Below are 16,679 nucleotides of genomic sequence, written 5' to 3'. Positions count from 1 at the left end.
CCTCTATAGCACTGTACCCCGGAACCGTGCATATGTGTCAGGGCTCGGTCCCCCGGGGCCCTGGCCGGGGACTATTGTGCGGACCATGCAGACGCCGCAGAGCCCCGAGCAACCCGCCGTTTCCGACGCCCCCGCGCCCGTCAAGGACTGGGCCGAGGCTTCCGCAGACCCGCGGTACCGGGCGGCCGTGGTCGATCTGCTGGGGGCACTTGCGTACGGGGAACTCGCCGCCTTCGAAAGACTGGCCGAGGACGCCAAGCTGGCGCCGGGTCTGGCGGACAAGGCGGCCCTGGCACGGATGGCGTCGGCGGAGTTCCAGCACTTCGAGCAGGTCTCCGAGCACCTGGCGGCGATCGCCGAGGAGCCGGTCGCGGCGATGCAGCCGTTCGTCGTCCCGCTGGACGAGTTCCACCGCCTGACCGCCCCGTCCGACTGGCTGGAGGGCCTGGTCAAGGCGTACGTGGGCGACGCGATCGCCGCCGACTTCTACCGCGAGATCGCCTCCCGGCTCGACGCGGACACCCGGGGCCTGGTGCTGCGGGTGCTGGACGACACGGGCCACGCGTCGTTCGCGGTGGAGAAGGTACGGGCGGCCATCGAGGCGGACCCGCGGGTGGGAGGCCGGCTCGCGCTGTGGGCGCGGCGGCTGATGGGCGAGGCCCTCTCACAGGCGCAGCGGGTCGTGGCGGACCGGGACGCGCTGTCCACAATGCTGGTGGGCGGAGTGGCCGACGGCTTCGACCTGGCCGAGATCGGCCGGATGTTCTCGCGGATCACCGAGGCCCACACGAAGCGGATGGCGGCCCTGGGCCTGTCGGCCTGAGACACCGACGGGTGACGGGGCCGGGAACGGGACGGGCCTCGCGGCCCCGCCGGTCGCGCGCTTCGCGGGCCGGGTCGCGCCGCCTCCCGGTCCCGGATCCGCCCGCTACGCCGTGCGCGCACGCCGGCCGCGCCGTACCGGCAGGCCGCTGGGGGCCGCCACCCTGGTGGCCGCCGGGGTCGGCAGCGGCGGCGCCGCCCCGCCCCCGTCCGGCATCGCGCCGGGACGCTGCTCGGCCGGGCCCGCCGGCTCCAGCCGCAGCACCCGGCACGCGCGCGCCCAGCGCTCCAGCAGTCCGTCCTGATCGGGGGCGTTGAGCCGCTTGCCCTTGAGCTCGCCGGCCGTCGCCTCCCACAGCTCACCGCCGGGCTCCGGCTCGCTCACCCGGGCCGGCCACACGATGAGCCGGCCGCCCTTGTCCTTGCTGCGGCAGGTGACCGTCGCGGAACCGCCGTCCGTCAGCCCGAGCCCGTCCAGCGGCTGCTCACCGCCCTCGGCAGCGGCCCCGCCGCTCACGCCGACCAGGCACACCGCACCCTCGTGCCACACGTGCCACAGCCCCCGGGCCGGCCCCTGCGGGCCCCGCACCCACACCAGGGCGGACTTCTTCGCGCTCTCCTCGATCAGCGCCCGGTCGAAAACCAGCGGATCCATCAGCCCTCGCCCCTCAGTCCTTGCCGGTGACCATCTCGTCGCCGTAGTCGAGGATCTCCTCCTCGGGCGGCGCGTGCAGCGTGAACTCCTTGTTCCAGTCCGTCAGCGTCAGCTCCCCCGCCGCGCCACCCCGCTCGAACCGCAGCGGATACGGCGTACCGATCAGCGAGACCTCCATGGCGCCGCCGGCGCCCTCCGCCGCCTCCAGACGGATGGTCTGCACGCCGCCGATCTCACCCCGCTCCCCTATCGCCCGCTCGCCGTCCAGCGCGAGCAGCCCCTCCAACAGCACGAGGCGGTCGGTGAAGCCGCTCAGCTGCTCGTACGCCGGGTCATCGGGCGCGACCCGTACGTACTTCCCGTCCAGCTTGTACGCCGGGTCGGGATCCTCGCCGGCGTCCTCGTCCTCGTCCTCACCGCCCTGGGCCTGCCAGAAACCCACGTCGGCCTTGATGTACAGGTCCTCGCCGATCCGCAGCAGCTCGAAGGTGCTGCCCTCGGTGGAGACCTCCCCCACCCCACCCTCCTCGCCGATCCGCATGTCGAGGCGGTACGTCGTTCCCTCGGTGATCACCGTGCCGGACAGGCGTACGGCGGTGGCGCCCTCGACCGCGCCGCGCGCCTCCTGCTCGATCTCCTCGGCCGTCAGCTTCGCCAGGCCGTTGGTGCCCTCGTCGGGGTCCTCGTCGCCGCCTCCGCACGCGGTGAGCGTCACGCTCGCCATCGCGCACACCAGCGCCAGCACAGCCCTGCGCCACCTGGGCCATCCGGGGACCGCTGCCCTCACGTCGGCTGCCTTTCCTCGAAGGGGTCGGGGAGTTGAGGCGCAGCGTACCCGCACCCGGCCATCCCCCCTGAAGGCAGTAGCTCTTGGGCTCCGGCACCGCCGTACCATCGGTGGCATGGCTACCGACATCCCCCAGCCCACGGACAGCGCCGTTCGGGCCGCGCTCGCCACGGTGAACGATCCGGAGATCCACCGGCCGATCACCGATCTGGGCATGGTCAAATCCGTCGAGATCGCCCAGGACGGCTCCGTGACCGTCGGCATCTACCTCACGGTCCAGGGCTGCCCGATGCGGGAGACGATCCACTCCTCCGTGGCGGCGGCGGTGCGCTCCGTACCGGGCGTGAGCGAGGTGCACGTCGAGCTGGACGTGATGAGCGACGCGCAGCGCAAGGAACTGGCGACCACCCTGCGCGGCGGGCAGGCCGAACGGGAGGTGCCGTTCGCCCAGCCCGGATCGCTCACCCGTGTCTACTGCGTGGCCTCCGGCAAGGGCGGGGTCGGCAAGTCCTCGGTGACCGTCAACCTCGCCGCGGCGCTGGCAGCGCGCGGGCAGAAGGTGGGCGTCGTCGACGCCGACATCTACGGCCACTCGGTGCCCCGGATGCTGGGGACGGACGGCCGGCCCACCCAGGTCGAGAACATGATCATGCCGCCGTCCGCGCACGGCGTGAAGGTGATCTCCATCGGGATGTTCACCCCGGGCAACGCCCCGGTGGTGTGGCGCGGCCCGATGCTGCACCGCGCGCTGCAGCAGTTCCTCGCCGACGTGTACTGGGGCGACCTGGACGTCCTGCTGCTCGACCTGCCGCCCGGCACCGGCGACATCGCCATCTCGGTGGCGCAGCTGGTCCCCAACGCCGAGATCCTCGTCGTCACCACCCCGCAGCAGGCCGCCGCCGAGGTCGCCGAGCGGGCCGGGTCGATCGCCGTGCAGACCCACCAGAAGATCGTCGGCGTGGTCGAGAACATGTCGGGCCTGCCCTGCCCGCACTGCGACGAGATGGTGGACGTCTTCGGCAGCGGCGGCGGCCAGCGGGTGGCGGACGGGCTGACGAAAACCACCGGCGCCGAGGTTCCGGTGCTGGGCAGCATCCCCATCGACGTCCGCCTGCGCGAGGGCGGCGACGAGGGCAAGCCGGTGGTGCTGAGCGACCCGGACTCCCCGGCCGGGGCGGCGCTGCTCAAGATCGCCGACGCGCTCGGCGGGCGGCAGCGCGGACTGTCCGGCCTGTCCCTGGGTATCACCCCGCGCAACAAGTTCTGACCGACGGATGTGAGGGTGGGCGGTCGGCCCACCCTCCGAGGGGCGTACGGCCCTAGGTGTAGCTCTCCAGGTCCTTGATCACGGAGAAGCCGAGGCCGTACGCGCTCATCCCCCGCCCGTAGGCGCCGATGTGCACGCCGTCCGCCGCGGCGGCGGCCAGCACCCACCCGTACTCCGACTCCCGGTAGTGGAAGTCGGTCTGCACCCCGTCCACCGGCAGTTGCAGGATCGACCAGGCGCCGCCGTCCAGATCGTCCGCCAGCTCCCAGGCGATCGCGGTCTGCTGGTCCAGCCAGTCCTGCCGCAGCGCCCGCTCCATCTGGGCCGGCCAGGTCCCGGCGAGCAGCCCCGCACCGGCCAGCCAGGCGGCCGAGGAGACCGAGGTGGCCTCCAGTACGCCGGTGCCGTCCGGGCTGCGCCGCACGGGCCGCGACGCGACCGTCACCACCACCGTGAAACGCTGCTCCTCCTGGCCCAGCTCGGTCAGCAGCGACGGCTCGTCGCCGTGCCCGGTGGATCCGTGCTCGACCGTGCCGTCCGTGGCGGCGCCGACCTGCATCAGCCAGCGACGGCCCGTGAAGGCCTCATCGAGCCCGTACCAGGGGAACCCCGCCAGCAGATATCCGTCCACCGCCGCGCGGCGCGCACCGGGGACCGCCTGGGGCGCGTCCTGTCCCCCGGACCCGGACGGCCCGGGCTCCCCCATGGCGTCCTGCGGCTCTGCCCGCCTCGTCGTCTCCATCTGCGCGACGCCTCCTCATTGCCCTCGTCCTGGGCACACCCCGGACATAGGGAGGATAGCCATCAGCGTCCTGGCAGGTGGGCAGGGCCGATCGACCGGTGGGCCCATATGACCCACAAGCAGGCTGAATCCACCCGGTCAGGTGGCGTCGGCGTCGAACGGGGGCGGGGCCTCCTGCGCGACGCGGGCGGCGTCACCCGGCTTGCCGAGGTCCACCGGGGTGCCGCCGGTCTTGGCCAGCTCCACCTTGCCCGAGGTGTCGGGCGCGATGGCACGGCGCGGGGCGCGGCCGTTCACGGAGTCGGTGACCTCGGTCAGCTCCTTGCGGATGTCGAGGTTCTCGCGCAGTTCCTTCAGGCCGTAGGTGTCGTCCTTGTCGAGCAGGTGCTTCTGCGCGAAGCGCTTGGGGTTCAGGTCCTCGAACTCGAAGTCCTTGAACTCGGGGCCCAGCTCCGAGCGGATGTCCTGCTTGGCGTTGTCCGAGAAGTCCCGGATCTTACGGATGAGCCGGGTGGCGTCCTGGATCATCTTCGGCAGTTTCTCGGGCCCGAAGACCAGGATGGCCAGCACAATGATCACCAGGAATTCCAGTGATCCGATATCGAAGAACACCTGGCTGCTCCCTCACACGTCTGGACCACGCCACGGTACCGGCCGGGGGCCGGAGGTGGGAGGCGTGGGGCGCCATCGGACGGTAAACAGCGGGCCACATCACTCTCGGCCCCCCGATGCCTCACCGAGAGTCACCGGAAGTTCCAGGTCCTCTCCGTCCCGCTGCACGGTGAGGACGAGTTCGTCCCCCGGCCGGTGGCTGCGGATCTTGACGATCAGCTCGTCGCCGCTGCGGACCCGCTGGCCGTTGACGGCGGTGATCACATCGCCCTCCCGGAGCCCGGCGCGGTCCCCGGGGCCGCCGGGCTCGACGGCGGTGCCGCCGTCGTTGCCGGCCGCGGTGCCGACCTTGGCACCGGTGCCCCGGTAGCTGAGGTCGAGCGTCACCCCGATGACGGGGTGGGTGGCCCGGCCGGTGTTGATCAGCTGCTCGGCGATGTCCTTGCCCTGGTTGATCGGTATGGCGAACCCGAGCCCGACGCTGCCGGCCTGGCCGCCGTCCGCACCCATCGGCTCCGGGGCACGGATCGCGCTGTTGATCCCGATGACATGGCCGTTGAGATCGACGAGGGGGCCGCCCGAGTTCCCCGGATTGATGGGGGCGTCGGTCTGCAGAGCGTTCACGTACGACACGTCCGAGCCGTCCGACTCCTCGCCCCCGGCGGTGATCGGCCGGTTCACGGCGCTGATGATGCCGGAGGTGACGGTGCCCGCCAGATCGAAGGGGGCGCCGATGGCGACCACCGGGTCGCCGACCCGGACGCCGTCGGAGTCGCCCAGCGGCAGCGGGGTCAGCCCGGAGACGCCGGTGACCTTCACGACGGCCAGGTCGTAGCCGGCGTCCTGGCCGACGATCTCGGCGCTCGCGGTGTCACCGCTGTGGAAGGTGACCTGTATCGCGCCGTTGCTGCCGGCCGCGGGGCGCACCACGTGCGCGTTGGTGAGGATGTGGCCCCGGTCGTCGAGGACGAAGCCGGTCCCGGTCCCGGCGGCGCCGCCGCCCTGGACGTGCAGGGTGACCACACCGGGGAGGGCGGCCTCGGCGATCCCGGCGATGCTTCCGGCGGGCGCTGACCCGCGCTCGGACCCCGCCTGCGGCAGCCGCACGGCGCTGAACTGGCCCTCGCGTTCGAGGTAGACCCCGACGCCGCCGCCGATGAGGCCGGCGACGAGCGCGATGACGACGGCCCCGAGCACGAGCGTGCCGCGTCGCGGCCGGGTCGCGACGGCGGTGTCGGCCGCTTCACCGGCGGCGGGAACGGAGACGCCCCAGGGGTCGTACCGCCGCAGCCCGTCACCGGGCGGCGCCTCCGGATAGCCGCCGGGAGCGGCGGTCTGACCGGCGGGGAGGTGGGCGTCGCTGTCCTGGGCACCCGCCGGTCCCGGCCCGGGCCCGGCGGCACCACCGTGCCCGTACCCGCCCGGCCCGGACCCCGGCGTCTGCCCCGCGGGGGCGGGGCCGCCTGCGGTGGGCGCCGTGCCGTAGCCGTAGCCGCCCCCGGCGGGGGTGCCCGGCGGGGGCGTGGGCCCTTCGGTGCCGGGCGAGGGCGTACCGCCGTGGGGGTGTGCCGCTGCGGGAGGGGCTCCCGGAGGCGGGGTGGGCCCGCTCGCACCGGGTTCCGGAGCCTGGCCGGTCTGCCCCGCGGGCACGGGGCCGCCTGCGGTGGGCGCCGTGCCGTAGCCGTAGCCGCCCCCGGCGGGGGTGCCCGGCGGTGGCGTGGTCCCACCGGTGCCGGCCGCGGGCGCTGCCGAAGCCGCGCCGGGTGCCGCCGTGCCGGTGGCGGGCGGAGCGCCGTAGCTGTGCCCCCCTGCGGGGGGCGACGGGGGCCCGCCGCTGCCGGGCGCCGGCGTGCCGGCCGCCGGGGTCTGCCCCGCCGGGGCGGCCGGAGCGGCACCGTAGCCGTGGCCCCCCGCCGAGGGTGTCCCGAGCGCCGGGGTCTGCCCCGGTGGGGCGCCGTGCCCGGCGCCGGGGGCTCCGGTCCCCGGCGCGGACGCTGCCGCGCTCGCGGGGTGCTCCGGCGTACGCGGCGGCGTCCCCGGTACAGGAGCGCCGTAGCCGTATCCGCCCGGCGGTGGGGTCGCACCGCCCGCGCCGGGTCCGGCGGTACCGGCTGCCGGAGTGTGGCCCACGGGGGCCGGGGTGACCCGGCCGGGGCTCGGCGTACCGGCCCCGGGTGCCGCCGTACCGCCGTCCTGGGCGGCGCCGGGTCCGAAGGCGCCCGCGCCGGTCTCCGGCCGCGCTGTTCCGGCCGGTGGGGTCGTCCCGCCGGTGACGGTCGGGGCAGGGGTCGTCGAGGGGCGTCCGCCGTCGGCTGCGCCCGTCCCGGGTTCGGGCGTGTGCTGACCGGCTGTGCCGGGCGGGGGCTCGGGTGCCGTGCCCCCGGGGCCGTGGGCGCCCGCGTCGGCCGCCGGGGGCTGACCGCCGGTGGAGCCGGGCGGCGGGCCGAAGCCGTCAGGGTGCCCATGTGCGTGCGCGCCGGTGGTCGCGGGCCCCGGCGTGCCCGCCGGGGGTGTGGCGGCGCTCGCGGCGGGTGGCTCGGGCGGGCGTGTCGTCGTACCCGTGGCGGGTGTGTGCTTCGCCAGCCCCACCCCGGCCGGCGGGCTCACGGGCGGCGGCGGTGCCTGGGGCGTGGGGGCGCCCGCCCCCGGCGGCACCGCCGTGCCCGCCGCCGGGGTCCCGGTCGGGGCACCCGGAGCCGGAGTGCCGGTCGGCGTGCCCGCAGCCGGGGTCCCGGTCGGCGTGCCCGACGCGGGGGTGGGGTGCTGAACGGGGGGCGCCGGGGCCCAGGGGCCGGGCTGCCCGTACGGCGGCGTCCCGTACGGGTCCTGACCGCTCTCGTCCTCCGGGCCCCACGACGTGCTGCCCTGCCCTGTGTCCATCGCAGTCCCCATCGTGTCCGCACCGCCAAGTTCCGGCAATGGATTCAACCAGGTCCGTCCGGCGGATTCAGCGCGGGCTCACTGCTCCGAGCGCGGTGGTCGGTGAAGGTCCCGGGGAGGCGGCGAGGGGCCAGACGATCGGTTCGGTGTTCCACAACGGTATGGGGTACTGCTGGCCGCTCAGGGCGACCGGCCCCAGCGCCCCCGACAGACCCGGGCCCGGCGCTCCCACCGCGCGGGAGCCGGGGGCCTCCACCGTCTGCTCGGTGTCCCCCTCGGCCACCCGGCCGGAGGTGCGGGCGGTGGCCATGGCCGCGGTCGTACCGGCGGAGGACGGGTGGGCCGTGCCCGGGGAACCCGCCGTGGGCGGGGTGCCAAGGCCGGCGCTGCTGACGGCGCCCGCGATGGCCAGGGCGGCCACCGAGACCGCTCCCGCCGCCGCGAAGGCGAAACGGTGGCCCGAGGACGGACGGCTGTCGCGCGCCGTCGCACGGGCGGCGCGGGCCGGCTGGTGGATGCGGAAGCCCCGGTCGGGGCCGAGCCCCGACCTGCTGAGCAGCGATTCGCCATCCGCTCCCCCGGGCAGCGCGGAACCGCGGCCCAGGCCGAAGGGCCCGGGCCGCGGTCCTGCCGAAGCACCGGGCGGGCCCGGCGGCGCGGAGCCCGTACCCGCCGCGCCCGCGGCGGGCAGGCCCTGGAGCCGGGCCAGCAGCCCGGAGGACAGGGTGGGCAGCGGGCTCTCGGCGAACACGCTCTTGAGCCGGCGCTGCGCGTCGGCCTCCGCCTTGCAGTCGGCACAGGTGGCCAGGTGCGCGAGCACCCGGTCCCGGCTGTCGTGGGACAGCTCTCCGTCGATCAGCGCGGCCAAGCTCTCCCCGAGATGGCGATCCGCCTGGCCCGCGCCCGGTTCCGGCGCGACGCTCACTCCGCCGCACCCCCGGCAGCCAGCGCCGGCTCCGGCTCCGGCGCCCGTACCGCCTTGCCGCGCGGTGAACGGTGCTTGAGCGCCTTGCGCAGGTGCGAACGGCCCCGGTGGATACGGCTGCGGACCGTGCCGAGCTTCACGCCCAGCGTGGTGGCGATCTCCTCGTAGCTGAGACCCTCGATGTCGCACAGCACCACCGCGGCCCGGAAGTCCGGGGCCAGCGTGTCGAGCGCCTGCTGGACGTCCGCGTCGAAGTGGGTGTCGTGGAAGTGCTGCTGCGGGGTGGGCTCGCGGCTGGGCAGCCGCTCGGCGGCGTCGTCGCCCAGCGCGTCGAAGCGGATCCGCTGCTTGCGGCGGACCATGTCCAGGAAGAGGTTCGTGGTGATCCGGTGCAGCCACCCCTCGAATGTGCCGGGGGTGTACGTGGAGAGCGAACGGAATACCCGTACGAAGACCTCCTGGGTGAGGTCCTCCGCGTCGTGCTGATTACCGGTGAGCCGGTAGGCGAGCCGGTAGACGCGGGCACTGTGGGTACTGACGATCTCGTCCCAGCTGGGCGGGGCCCAGGTCTGGCCGTCGGGCCCCGCACTGAAGGTCGCGGTGGCGGCGGGAGCGCCGTCAGCGGATCCGGTGTCGGTGTGGGCTCCGTCAACGATGTCAGTCACAGAATTCGGCCCGCCGGAAGAGCGCCGGAAGCGCTTGAGCACTCCCCTGCCCTCAGACGCGGCCGCACCTCCCCTGTCGGCTCTGGTGGTGTCCAGTGGAGTGCCTACCATAGCCACCTCGCCCGTTAACTCCGGATAAGTATTTATGACCGGCTTTCGGCCGCACGTCTGCCGAACCCCTGCGAGAGATCAAACGTCCGGACCGCCGATCCGGTTCCCGCCCGGAGTCGCTACAGTCAAAGCGCGCGAAAGACGGGGGACAGGAGAAGGCCATTACCGGCAACCGGCTGACGAGCTGGGCGTTCGCTGAGGCGTACGGGTCTCCGGACGCCGAGAGCCCCGAGGGGACGGCTCTGCGCTGGGCCCACGACCGGTCGGTAGAGGGCGGGGTACGGCCCGTCTCCCCGGGCGCCGGTGACACCCTGCGGCTGCTCGCCGCGGCCTGCGGGGCCCGCGCGGTGGTGGAGATCGGCACCGGCACCGGGGTCTCCGGCATCCATCTTCTCCAGGGGATGCGCCCGGACGGCGTGCTGACCACCGTGGACATCGAGCCCGAGCGGCTCCAGTTCGCGCGCCAGGCGTTCCGTACGGCCGGGTTCGCCGCGAACCGGGCCCGCTTCATCCCCGGGCACGCCCTGGATGTGCTGCCGCGGCTCACCGACGGCGGCTACGACCTGGTGTTCTGCGACGCGGACCGGCTCGAGTACCTCGCCTACCTCGCAGAATCGTTGCGGCTCCTGCGCCCCGGGGGGCTGGTCTGCTTCGCGGGGGTCTTCGCCGGCGGCCGGACCGTCGGCTCGGGGCCGCAGCCCACCGAGGTGCTCAAGCTGCGCGAGCTGCTGCGCGCGGTGCGGGAGAGCGAGGAGCTCATGCCCGCGCTGCTGCCCGCCGGTGACGGTCTGCTGTGCGCCGCCCGCAGATGACCCCGCCGCAGATGACCCCGCAGCGGCGGATCACGCACCGTCCGTAAACACCAGCGCTGCCCCGGACCGTCACCGGCCGGGGCAGCGCCAAAGGTTGTACAGCACGTGGTGCTCGCCGGCTCAGCCGGTCACCTTCTTCAGCTCCTCATCGAGAGCGACCGCTTCGTCCGGGGTCAGCTCGACAACGAGCCGGCCGCCGCCTTCGAGCGGGACGCGCATGATGATGCCCCGCCCCTCCTTGGTCACCTCGAGCGGGCCATCGCCCGTCCGCGGCTTCATGGCCGCCATGCTCGTTCCCCTTCCTGAAACCGCTACATCGCAGCCGACAACCCGAGCGTCACCGGCATCGAACACATTGCTTCTCGGCCATTATCCCGCATCGAGTGACCCTCTGACCAACATCGGAGGATCTCCCTTCGGCAACGCATACTCACATATCCCCCCAATTCGGCAGCAGGGACCGGGTATCGCATCCCTATGCTGTGCAGCATGGCCGACACTGTGCTCTACCACGTCACCGAGAGTCTCGCGACCATTACGCTGAACCGTCCCGAGGCAATGAACGCCCTGGATCTCGGCACCAAGGAAGCCCTGCGCGACGCCCTGCGCACGGCCGCCACGGAACGTGCCGTACGCGCGGTTCTGCTCACCGGGAACGGGCGCGCGTTCTGCGTGGGACAGGATCTGAAGGAACACATCGGGATCCTGCGGAACACCGGACCCGACGGACCCCCCATGAATACCGTCACCGAGCATTACAACCCCATCACCGAAGCCATCACGGACATGCCCAAGCCCGTACTGGCCGCGGTGAACGGCGTGGCGGCCGGCGCCGGATTCGGATTCGCGCTCGCCGCCGACTACCGGCTCGTCGCCGAGAGCGCCTCCTTCAACACTTCCTTCGCCCAGGTCGGACTCGGCGCCGACTCCGGTCTCTCCTGGACCCTGCCGCGCTTCGTGGGCCCGGGCCGGGCCGCCGATCTGCTGCTCTTCCCGCGTTCCCTCGACGCGGCGGAGGCGCTGCGCCTGGGCATCGCCCAGCGCGTGGTGCCCGACGCCGAACTCGCGGACGAGGCCCGCACACTGGCCCACCGGCTCGCCGAGGGCCCCACCCTCGCCTACGCCGCGATCAAGTCGGCGCTGGCACACGGCGCCACCCACACGCTGACGCAGTCCCTGGCGCACGAGGCCGAGTTGCAGCAGCGCGCCGGGGCGTCCGCCGATCACCGCGCCGCCGTGGCCGCCTTCGTCGCCAAGGAACGGCCCAGCTTCCGGGGCGAGTGACCGCGCGGCCGGGCGCCCGCTGCCGGGCGCCGGGCCGCCACCGCCCTCAGGCCCCCGGCTCCGTCTCGGCGCCGGCCGGGGGCCGGCCGTCCTCGCGCACCCGCCCCAGTTCGTACTCCAGCGCCGCGATCCGCGCGTCCCGCTCGGCCAGTTCGGCCGCGAGCCGGTCCAGTACGTCGTCGGTCTCCGCCATCCGGTAGCCACGTGCCGCCACCGGCAGCCGTACCGCCACCACGTCCGCCGCGCTCAGCGGCCGGTCCACCGGCAGCGGATCGTCCGCCCGGTCCGGCTGCGCCTCCGGCAGCCCGCCCGTCACCGGCCCGCCCGAGCCGTCCCCACTGCCCAGCACCGCCAGCGCGACCGCCGCGACGACCGCCACCATGGCCGCCATCAGAAACCAGAACACCGCGCCCGACCGCCTCTCACTTGGGGGTACCGATCGTGCCATGCCCCGCCCGGGACAGGGGCCAGGTAGGTTCATGACGGAGTGGAACCGCCGCTTATGGGAGGGCTGACCCGACAATGCTGCGCCTGGGGAACCGAGAGTTCGCCGCCGACGAGCCGGTGATCATGGCGATCGTGAACCGCACGCCCGACTCCTTCTACGACCGGGGCGCCACCTTCGACGACGGCCCGGCCCTGGAGCGGGTCGGCCGGGCGGTGGCCGAGGGCGCGGCGATCATCGACATCGGCGGGGTCAAGGCGGGCCCGGGCCAGGAGGTGGACGCGGCGGAGGAGATCCGGCGCACGGCCGGCTTCGTCGCCGAGGTGCGCCGCCGCCACCCGGACATCGTGATCAGCGTGGACACCTGGCGGCACGAGGTGGGCGAGGCGGTGTGCGCGGAGGGCGCCGACCTGCTCAACGACGCCTGGGGCGGGGTCGATCCGAAGCTGGCCGAGGTCGCCGCCCGGCACGGGGTGGGCCTGGTGTGCACCCACGCGGGCGGTGCGCGGCCGCGTACCCGCCCGCACCGGGTCACCTACGACGACGTGATGGCGGACATCCTGCGCACCACGGTGGGCCTGGCGGAGCGCGCGGTGGGGCTGGGGGTGCGGCGGGACGCCGTGCTCATCGACCCGGGGCACGACTTCGGGAAGTCCACCCGGCATTCGCTGGAGGCGACCCGGCGTCTTGAGGAGATGACGGCCACCGGATGGCCGGTGCTGGTGTCGCTGTCCAACAAGGACTTCGTGGGCGAGACGCTGGACCGGCCGGTCAAGGAGCGGCTGATCGGGACGCTGGCCACCACGGCGGTGTCCGCCTGGCTGGGGGCCCGCGTCTACCGGGTGCACGAGGTCGCCGAGACCCGGCAGGTGCTGGAGATGGTGGCCTCGATCGCCGGCCACCGGCCCCCGGCGGTCGCCCGCCGCGGGCTGGCGTAGCCGGTGCGCGGAGCCGTGGCCGTGCTCGGCGCCGTGGCCGCTACGGCTTGGTGACCAGGGCGATCGCCTCGTCCTCGTCGTCCGTGACGTGGAAGAGGTCGAGGTCCTTCTCGGACGCCTTGCCGCCGGCGATCATGGTGTGCCGCAGCCAGTCGGCGAGGCCCTGCCAGTAGTCGCGGCCCACCAGCACGATGGGGAAGCGGGTCACCTTCTGGGTCTGGACGAGGGTGAGCGCCTCGAACAGCTCGTCCATCGTGCCCATGCCGCCGGGCAGCACCAGGAAGCCCTGCGCGTACTTCACGAACATCGTCTTGCGGACGAAGAAGTAGCGGAAGTTGACGCCGATGTTCACGTACTCGTTGAGCCCCTGCTCAAAGGGCAGTTCGATGCCGAGGCCGACGGAGACCCCGCCGTGCTCGGCGGCGCCCTTGTTCGCGGCCTCCATCGCGCCGGGACCGCCGCCGGTGACCACCGCGAAGCCGGCCTCGGCGAGCCCGCGCCCGATGCGCACCCCGGCCTCGTACTCGGGCGAGCCGGGTGGCGTCCGGGCCGATCCGAAGACGCTGACGGCCGGGCCGAGTTCGGCCAGCGCGCCGAAGCCCTCGACGAACTCGGACTGAATGCGCAGCACCCGCCACGGGTCGCCGTGCACCCAGTCGGAGGGGCCACGGGTGTCCAGCAGCCGCTGGTCGGCCGTCCCGGGCACCACCTGTTCGCGGCGGCGCACCACCGGGCCCAGGCGCTGCTCACGGCGGCCGTCGGTGGCCGGCCGGTACTCCGGGCTGCTGCTCATGCGTTGCTCCTTACGACGGTCCGTACTCCTCACTCAGCGTACGGTGGCAAAAGTGAAGCGCTGATGAAAGGGCGCGGGACAGTGCATTACCCCGGCTGTCACCTGCCGTTACGCGCCGAGCCAGGCGCGCAGCCGCTCCTCGCAGCGGGTGATCAGGGCGGTGTCCACCCGTTCGTCGCGGCGGTGCGCCAGGCTGGCCTCGCCGGGGCCGTAGTTGACCGCCGGGATGCCGAGCGCGCTGAACCGGGAGACGTCCGTCCAGCCGAACTTGGGCCGGGCCTCGCCGCCGACCGCCGCCATGAACGCCTGGGCGGCCGGGTGGGAGAGTCCGGGCAGGGCGCCGGGGGCGTGGTCGGTGACCTCGATCTCCAGGGCGCCGCAGTCGGCGAAGACCTCGCGGACGTGGGCGATGGCCTGGTCCTCGCCGCGGTCGGGGGCGTAGCGGTAGTTCACGGTGACGACGCAGGCGTCGGGGATGACGTTGCCGGCGACGCCGCCCTCGATGCCGACGGCGTTGAGGCCCTCGTGGTACTCCAGGCCGTCGATGACCGGGCGGCGCGGCTCGTAGGCGGCGAGGGCGGCCAGCACGGGGGCGGCGGCGTGGATGGCGTTGGAGCCCATCCAGGAGCGGGCGGAGTGGGCGCGCACGCCGGGCAGCTTCACCTGGACGCGCAGCGTGCCCTGGCAGCCGCCCTCGACCTCACCGGTGGAGGGCTCCAGCAGAACGGCGAAGTCGGCGGCCAGCCACTCGGGGTGGACGGCGGCGAGGTGCCGCAGGCCGTTGCGCTCGGACTCGACCTCCTCGTTGTCGTAGAAGACGAAGGTGAGATCGCGGTTGGGCTCGGGCACGGTGGCGGCGATGCGCAGCTGGACGGCGACGCCGGCCTTCATGTCGGTGGTGCCGCAGCCCCACAGCAGCCCTTCCTCGTCCAGCCGGGAGGGCAGGTTGCCGGCGATCGGCACGGTGTCGAGGTGGCCGGCGAGCAGGACGCGTTCGGCGCGGCCGGCGTCGGTGCGGGCGACGACGTTGTTGCCGTAGCGGTCCACCCGCAGGTGCGGCAGTGCGCGCAGGGCGCTTTCGACGGCGTCGGCCAGGGACTTCTCCGAACCGCTCACCGAGGGGATGTCCACGAGCTGGGCGGTGAGGGCGGGGGCGTCGAGAGCGAGGTCAAGTGCGGGTGGTTCCATGCGGACGAGGGTACCGGTGGGTGATCCGGCGGTGACCGGACCCGTTACCGTATGCGCGTGCCCGAACCCACCGCTTCTCCCCGACGTCGCAGGCTGGTCCGCGGCGGGTCCGCCGTCCTGGTTCTGTCGGCCGTGGCCGGCTATGGCGTGATCCAGTACACGTCCTCGCCCGGCCCGGCCCAGCCCCCGCACTGCACGGTGGCGGGTGAGGGGGAGACCGCCTCGTTCACCATGCGCCCGCAGCAGGCCGCGAACGCCGCCACGATCCAGGCCGTCGGCACCGCGCGCGGCCTGCCGGAGCGGGCGATCACGATAGCGATCGCGACCGCGATGCAGGAGTCCAGTCTCTACAACATCGATTACGGGGACCGGGATTCGGTGGGTCTGTTCCAGCAGCGCCCCAGCCAGGGCTGGGGCACGGTGGAGGAGATCATGGATCCGGTGTACTCGGCCGGGCAGTTCTACGACCATCTGGTCGAGATCCCGGACTATCTGACGAAGCCGCTGACCGTCGCCGCGCAGGAGGTGCAGCGCAGCGCCTTTCCCGACGAGTACGCGAAGCACGAGCCGCGGGCGGCGCTGCTGGCCGCCGCGTTCACCGGCCGTTCGCCGGCCGCGCTGAACTGCACGGTGGGCGAGGAGGGGGTGTCCCCCTTCCCGCCCGTGGAGGTGGGGGACCGGATCCGGGCGGAGTTCGGCGATCAGGTGCCGGTGGAAGGGGACGGCGAGCTGGTGGCGGTGGGCCTCACCCCGGTGGAGAACACGCAGCGCGGCTGGGAGCTGGCGCACTGGTCGGTGGCGCACGCGGCCGAGCTGGGGATCGAGCGGATCGAGCTGGGTAACCGGGTGTGGGAGGCCAAGCGGTCCACGGAGGGCTGGCGGGAGGCCGAGGAGCGTTCTGACGCGGCCCTGGAGGGGGTCGGGGGCGCCCGTACCGGCGACGAGCTGGTGCTGAGCATTCTGCCCGGTCCGCCCGTGGAGGACGGGACGCCGGAGACGTCGGAGACCTCGGGGTCCGGGGCGGAGACGTCGGAGACGGAGTGACCGGGTGATGGCCGGGCCCGCCGGGGTCCGGCCGTCGCCGTTCCGCACGCCTCCGTAACTTTACCTTCCGGATGGTAAAGTTATGGGTATGCGACCCAGCTCCCGCCATCTGATCCTGGACGCCGCCATCCGCGTCACCGAGCGCGACGGCATCACGGGCCTGACCCTGGACGCCGCCGCCCGCGAGGCCGGGGTGACCAAGGCCGGCCTGATGTACCACTTCCCCAGCCGGGAAGAACTGCTGATCGCCATCCAGAAGCACCTGATCACGCAGTGGGAGGAGCGGCTGGCGGACACCCTCGGCAAACCGCAGGCACAGGCGACCACCCGGGAGACCACCGTCGCCTACACCATCGAGGGCGCGGCCACCACCGCCAGCAAGGCCGATCTGACCTTCATGCTCGAATCCGTGGCCCAGCCCGCGCTCGCCCAGCTGTGGGACGAACTCATGCACCGCTGGGCGCCGCTGCCCGAGCACGTGGAGGACCCGGCGGACCTCGATCTGCTGCTGGCCAGGATGGCGTCCGACGGCATGTGGCTGTACGAGGCCACCACCGGCGCCGCGCTGCCCGCCCCCCTCAAGGCGGCCCTGCTGCGGCGGATCACCGAGCTGAGCGACCCCGCCGCCGGCTGACCGCCGCCCAGCCCTTCCCCCACCGACCCCCAACCGGAGAAAGACAGGAGAACGACGTGCACAGCGCCAAGCGCT

General features: G+C 73.6%; 19 protein-coding genes. 8 read left to right on the top strand and 11 right to left on the bottom strand.

Annotated elements, in window-relative coordinates; translation table 11 throughout:
- Positions 1 to 85: 85 nt before the first annotated feature.
- Positions 86 to 823, top strand: coding sequence for a ferritin-like fold-containing protein (locus ACTFAP_RS19485; RefSeq protein ID WP_390117329.1), 738 nt, complete (start codon positions 86 to 88; stop codon positions 821 to 823).
- Positions 824 to 928: 105 nt separating this feature from the next.
- Here ACTFAP_RS19485 and ACTFAP_RS19480 read toward each other — a convergent pair whose 3' ends face one another.
- Positions 929 to 1,477: a hypothetical protein gene (locus ACTFAP_RS19480; protein ID WP_400009967.1), complete on the bottom strand. Its 549-nt coding sequence runs from the start codon at positions 1,475 to 1,477 to the stop codon at positions 929 to 931.
- Between the two features lie 13 nt (positions 1,478 to 1,490).
- A complete protein-coding gene (locus tag ACTFAP_RS19475) occupies positions 1,491 to 2,201 on the bottom strand; it encodes a hypothetical protein (RefSeq protein WP_495681715.1) in 711 nt (236 codons plus the stop codon).
- 178 nt (positions 2,202 to 2,379) lie between these two features.
- Between ACTFAP_RS19475 and ACTFAP_RS19470 the strand changes: the two genes are divergently transcribed.
- Positions 2,380 to 3,531 (top strand): Mrp/NBP35 family ATP-binding protein, encoded by a 1,152-nt coding sequence (locus ACTFAP_RS19470; RefSeq protein ID WP_390117334.1) that lies wholly within the window; start codon positions 2,380 to 2,382, stop codon positions 3,529 to 3,531.
- A 52-nt stretch (positions 3,532 to 3,583) separates the two neighbouring features.
- Here ACTFAP_RS19470 and ACTFAP_RS19465 read toward each other — a convergent pair whose 3' ends face one another.
- The 3 genes from ACTFAP_RS19465 to ACTFAP_RS19455 all read right to left on the bottom strand — a co-directional run bounded on the left by ACTFAP_RS19465 (position 3,584) and on the right by ACTFAP_RS19455 (position 7,015).
- Positions 3,584 to 4,273: a hypothetical protein gene (locus ACTFAP_RS19465; RefSeq protein WP_390117336.1), complete on the bottom strand. Its 690-nt coding sequence runs from the start codon at positions 4,271 to 4,273 to the stop codon at positions 3,584 to 3,586.
- A gap of 138 nt (positions 4,274 to 4,411) precedes the next feature.
- A complete protein-coding gene (locus ACTFAP_RS19460) occupies positions 4,412 to 4,885 on the bottom strand; it encodes a sec-independent translocase (RefSeq protein WP_390117338.1) in 474 nt (157 codons plus the stop codon).
- Between the two features lie 99 nt (positions 4,886 to 4,984).
- Positions 4,985 to 7,015, bottom strand: a complete 2,031-nt coding sequence (locus tag ACTFAP_RS19455; protein ID WP_500469499.1) for a S1C family serine protease — start codon at positions 7,013 to 7,015, stop codon at positions 4,985 to 4,987.
- Positions 7,016 to 7,364: 349 nt separating this feature from the next.
- Here ACTFAP_RS19455 and ACTFAP_RS19450 point away from each other — a divergent pair, with 349 nt between their 5' ends.
- A complete protein-coding gene (locus ACTFAP_RS19450; protein WP_500469601.1) occupies positions 7,365 to 7,652 on the top strand; it encodes a hypothetical protein in 288 nt (95 codons plus the stop codon).
- 180 nt (positions 7,653 to 7,832) lie between these two features.
- Here ACTFAP_RS19450 and ACTFAP_RS19445 read toward each other — a convergent pair whose 3' ends face one another.
- Positions 7,833 to 8,690, bottom strand: coding sequence for a zf-HC2 domain-containing protein (locus tag ACTFAP_RS19445; RefSeq protein WP_495681714.1), 858 nt, complete (start codon positions 8,688 to 8,690; stop codon positions 7,833 to 7,835).
- The gene (gene sigE / locus ACTFAP_RS19440; RefSeq protein ID WP_390117342.1) at positions 8,687 to 9,466 is read right to left on the bottom strand and encodes an RNA polymerase sigma factor SigE; all 780 of its coding nucleotides are present in this window, start codon (positions 9,464 to 9,466) and stop codon (positions 8,687 to 8,689) included. Before sigE ends, ACTFAP_RS19445 begins: the two co-directional genes overlap by 4 nt.
- Positions 9,467 to 9,627: 161 nt before the next feature.
- Between sigE and ACTFAP_RS19435 the strand changes: the two genes are divergently transcribed.
- Positions 9,628 to 10,278 carry an O-methyltransferase gene (locus ACTFAP_RS19435; RefSeq protein ID WP_078635784.1) on the top strand — a complete coding sequence of 217 codons (651 nt, stop codon included), beginning with the start codon at positions 9,628 to 9,630 and terminating at the stop codon, positions 10,276 to 10,278.
- Positions 10,279 to 10,398: 120 nt separating this feature from the next.
- Here the strand turns inward: ACTFAP_RS19435 and ACTFAP_RS19430 are convergent, their stop codons facing one another.
- Positions 10,399 to 10,566: a DUF3117 domain-containing protein gene (locus ACTFAP_RS19430; RefSeq protein ID WP_019434894.1), complete on the bottom strand. Its 168-nt coding sequence runs from the start codon at positions 10,564 to 10,566 to the stop codon at positions 10,399 to 10,401.
- Between the two features lie 201 nt (positions 10,567 to 10,767).
- Here ACTFAP_RS19430 and ACTFAP_RS19425 point away from each other — a divergent pair, with 201 nt between their 5' ends.
- Positions 10,768 to 11,562 carry an enoyl-CoA hydratase/isomerase family protein gene (locus ACTFAP_RS19425; RefSeq protein WP_500466972.1) on the top strand — a complete coding sequence of 265 codons (795 nt, stop codon included), beginning with the start codon at positions 10,768 to 10,770 and terminating at the stop codon, positions 11,560 to 11,562.
- Between the two features lie 46 nt (positions 11,563 to 11,608).
- Here the strand turns inward: ACTFAP_RS19425 and ACTFAP_RS19420 are convergent, their stop codons facing one another.
- A complete protein-coding gene (locus tag ACTFAP_RS19420) occupies positions 11,609 to 11,968 on the bottom strand; it encodes a DivIVA domain-containing protein (RefSeq protein WP_495681711.1) in 360 nt (119 codons plus the stop codon).
- Positions 11,969 to 12,084: 116 nt separating this feature from the next.
- Here ACTFAP_RS19420 and folP point away from each other — a divergent pair, with 116 nt between their 5' ends.
- On the top strand, positions 12,085 to 12,945 hold the full coding sequence (gene folP / locus ACTFAP_RS19415) for a dihydropteroate synthase (protein ID WP_500466971.1): 861 nt from the start codon (positions 12,085 to 12,087) through the stop codon (positions 12,943 to 12,945).
- A 40-nt stretch (positions 12,946 to 12,985) separates the two neighbouring features.
- Here the strand turns inward: folP and ACTFAP_RS19410 are convergent, their stop codons facing one another.
- Both ACTFAP_RS19410 and dapE read right to left on the bottom strand, forming a co-directional pair.
- On the bottom strand, positions 12,986 to 13,738 hold the full coding sequence (locus tag ACTFAP_RS19410) for an LOG family protein (RefSeq protein ID WP_390117349.1): 753 nt from the start codon (positions 13,736 to 13,738) through the stop codon (positions 12,986 to 12,988).
- A gap of 108 nt (positions 13,739 to 13,846) precedes the next feature.
- Complete coding sequence (gene dapE, locus ACTFAP_RS19405) at positions 13,847 to 14,926, bottom strand: succinyl-diaminopimelate desuccinylase (RefSeq protein WP_500466970.1); 1,080 nt, start codon at positions 14,924 to 14,926, stop codon at positions 13,847 to 13,849.
- A gap of 51 nt (positions 14,927 to 14,977) precedes the next feature.
- Here dapE and ACTFAP_RS19400 point away from each other — a divergent pair, with 51 nt between their 5' ends.
- Both ACTFAP_RS19400 and ACTFAP_RS19395 read left to right on the top strand, forming a co-directional pair.
- Positions 14,978 to 15,970: a VldE C-terminal domain-containing protein gene (locus ACTFAP_RS19400; RefSeq protein ID WP_495681708.1), complete on the top strand. Its 993-nt coding sequence runs from the start codon at positions 14,978 to 14,980 to the stop codon at positions 15,968 to 15,970.
- Between the two features lie 88 nt (positions 15,971 to 16,058).
- The gene (locus ACTFAP_RS19395; RefSeq protein ID WP_495681707.1) at positions 16,059 to 16,604 is read left to right on the top strand and encodes a TetR family transcriptional regulator; all 546 of its coding nucleotides are present in this window, start codon (positions 16,059 to 16,061) and stop codon (positions 16,602 to 16,604) included.
- Positions 16,605 to 16,679: the final 75 nt, after the last annotated feature.

The sequence above is a fragment of the Streptomyces sp. PH9007 genome (assembly GCF_059813725.1).
Note: the sequence above shows the minus strand (reverse complement) of the source record. Positions and strands in the feature narration are given on the sequence as shown.

Bases quoted from the DNA above. Each gene is read 5' to 3' on its own strand.
- ACTFAP_RS19485 (WP_390117329.1), top strand. From the start codon at position 86: ATGCAGACGCCGCAGAGCCCCGAGCAACCCGCCGTTTCCGACGCCCCC.
- ACTFAP_RS19480 (WP_400009967.1), bottom strand. From the start codon at position 1,477: ATGGATCCGCTGGTTTTCGACCGGGCGCTGATCGAGGAGAGCGCGAAG.
- ACTFAP_RS19475 (WP_495681715.1), bottom strand. From the start codon at position 2,201: ATGGCGAGCGTGACGCTCACCGCGTGCGGAGGCGGCGACGAGGACCCC.
- ACTFAP_RS19470 (WP_390117334.1), top strand. From the start codon at position 2,380: ATGGCTACCGACATCCCCCAGCCCACGGACAGCGCCGTTCGGGCCGCG.
- ACTFAP_RS19465 (WP_390117336.1), bottom strand. From the start codon at position 4,273: ATGGAGACGACGAGGCGGGCAGAGCCGCAGGACGCCATGGGGGAGCCC.
- sigE (WP_390117342.1), bottom strand. From the start codon at position 9,466: ATGGTAGGCACTCCACTGGACACCACCAGAGCCGACAGGGGAGGTGCG.
- ACTFAP_RS19430 (WP_019434894.1), bottom strand. From the start codon at position 10,566: ATGGCGGCCATGAAGCCGCGGACGGGCGATGGCCCGCTCGAGGTGACC.
- ACTFAP_RS19425 (WP_500466972.1), top strand. From the start codon at position 10,768: ATGGCCGACACTGTGCTCTACCACGTCACCGAGAGTCTCGCGACCATT.
- folP (WP_500466971.1), top strand. From the start codon at position 12,085: ATGCTGCGCCTGGGGAACCGAGAGTTCGCCGCCGACGAGCCGGTGATC.
- ACTFAP_RS19410 (WP_390117349.1), bottom strand. From the start codon at position 13,738: ATGAGCAGCAGCCCGGAGTACCGGCCGGCCACCGACGGCCGCCGTGAG.
- dapE (WP_500466970.1), bottom strand. From the start codon at position 14,926: ATGGAACCACCCGCACTTGACCTCGCTCTCGACGCCCCCGCCCTCACC.
- ACTFAP_RS19400 (WP_495681708.1), top strand. From the start codon at position 14,978: ATGCGCGTGCCCGAACCCACCGCTTCTCCCCGACGTCGCAGGCTGGTC.
- ACTFAP_RS19395 (WP_495681707.1), top strand. From the start codon at position 16,059: ATGCGACCCAGCTCCCGCCATCTGATCCTGGACGCCGCCATCCGCGTC.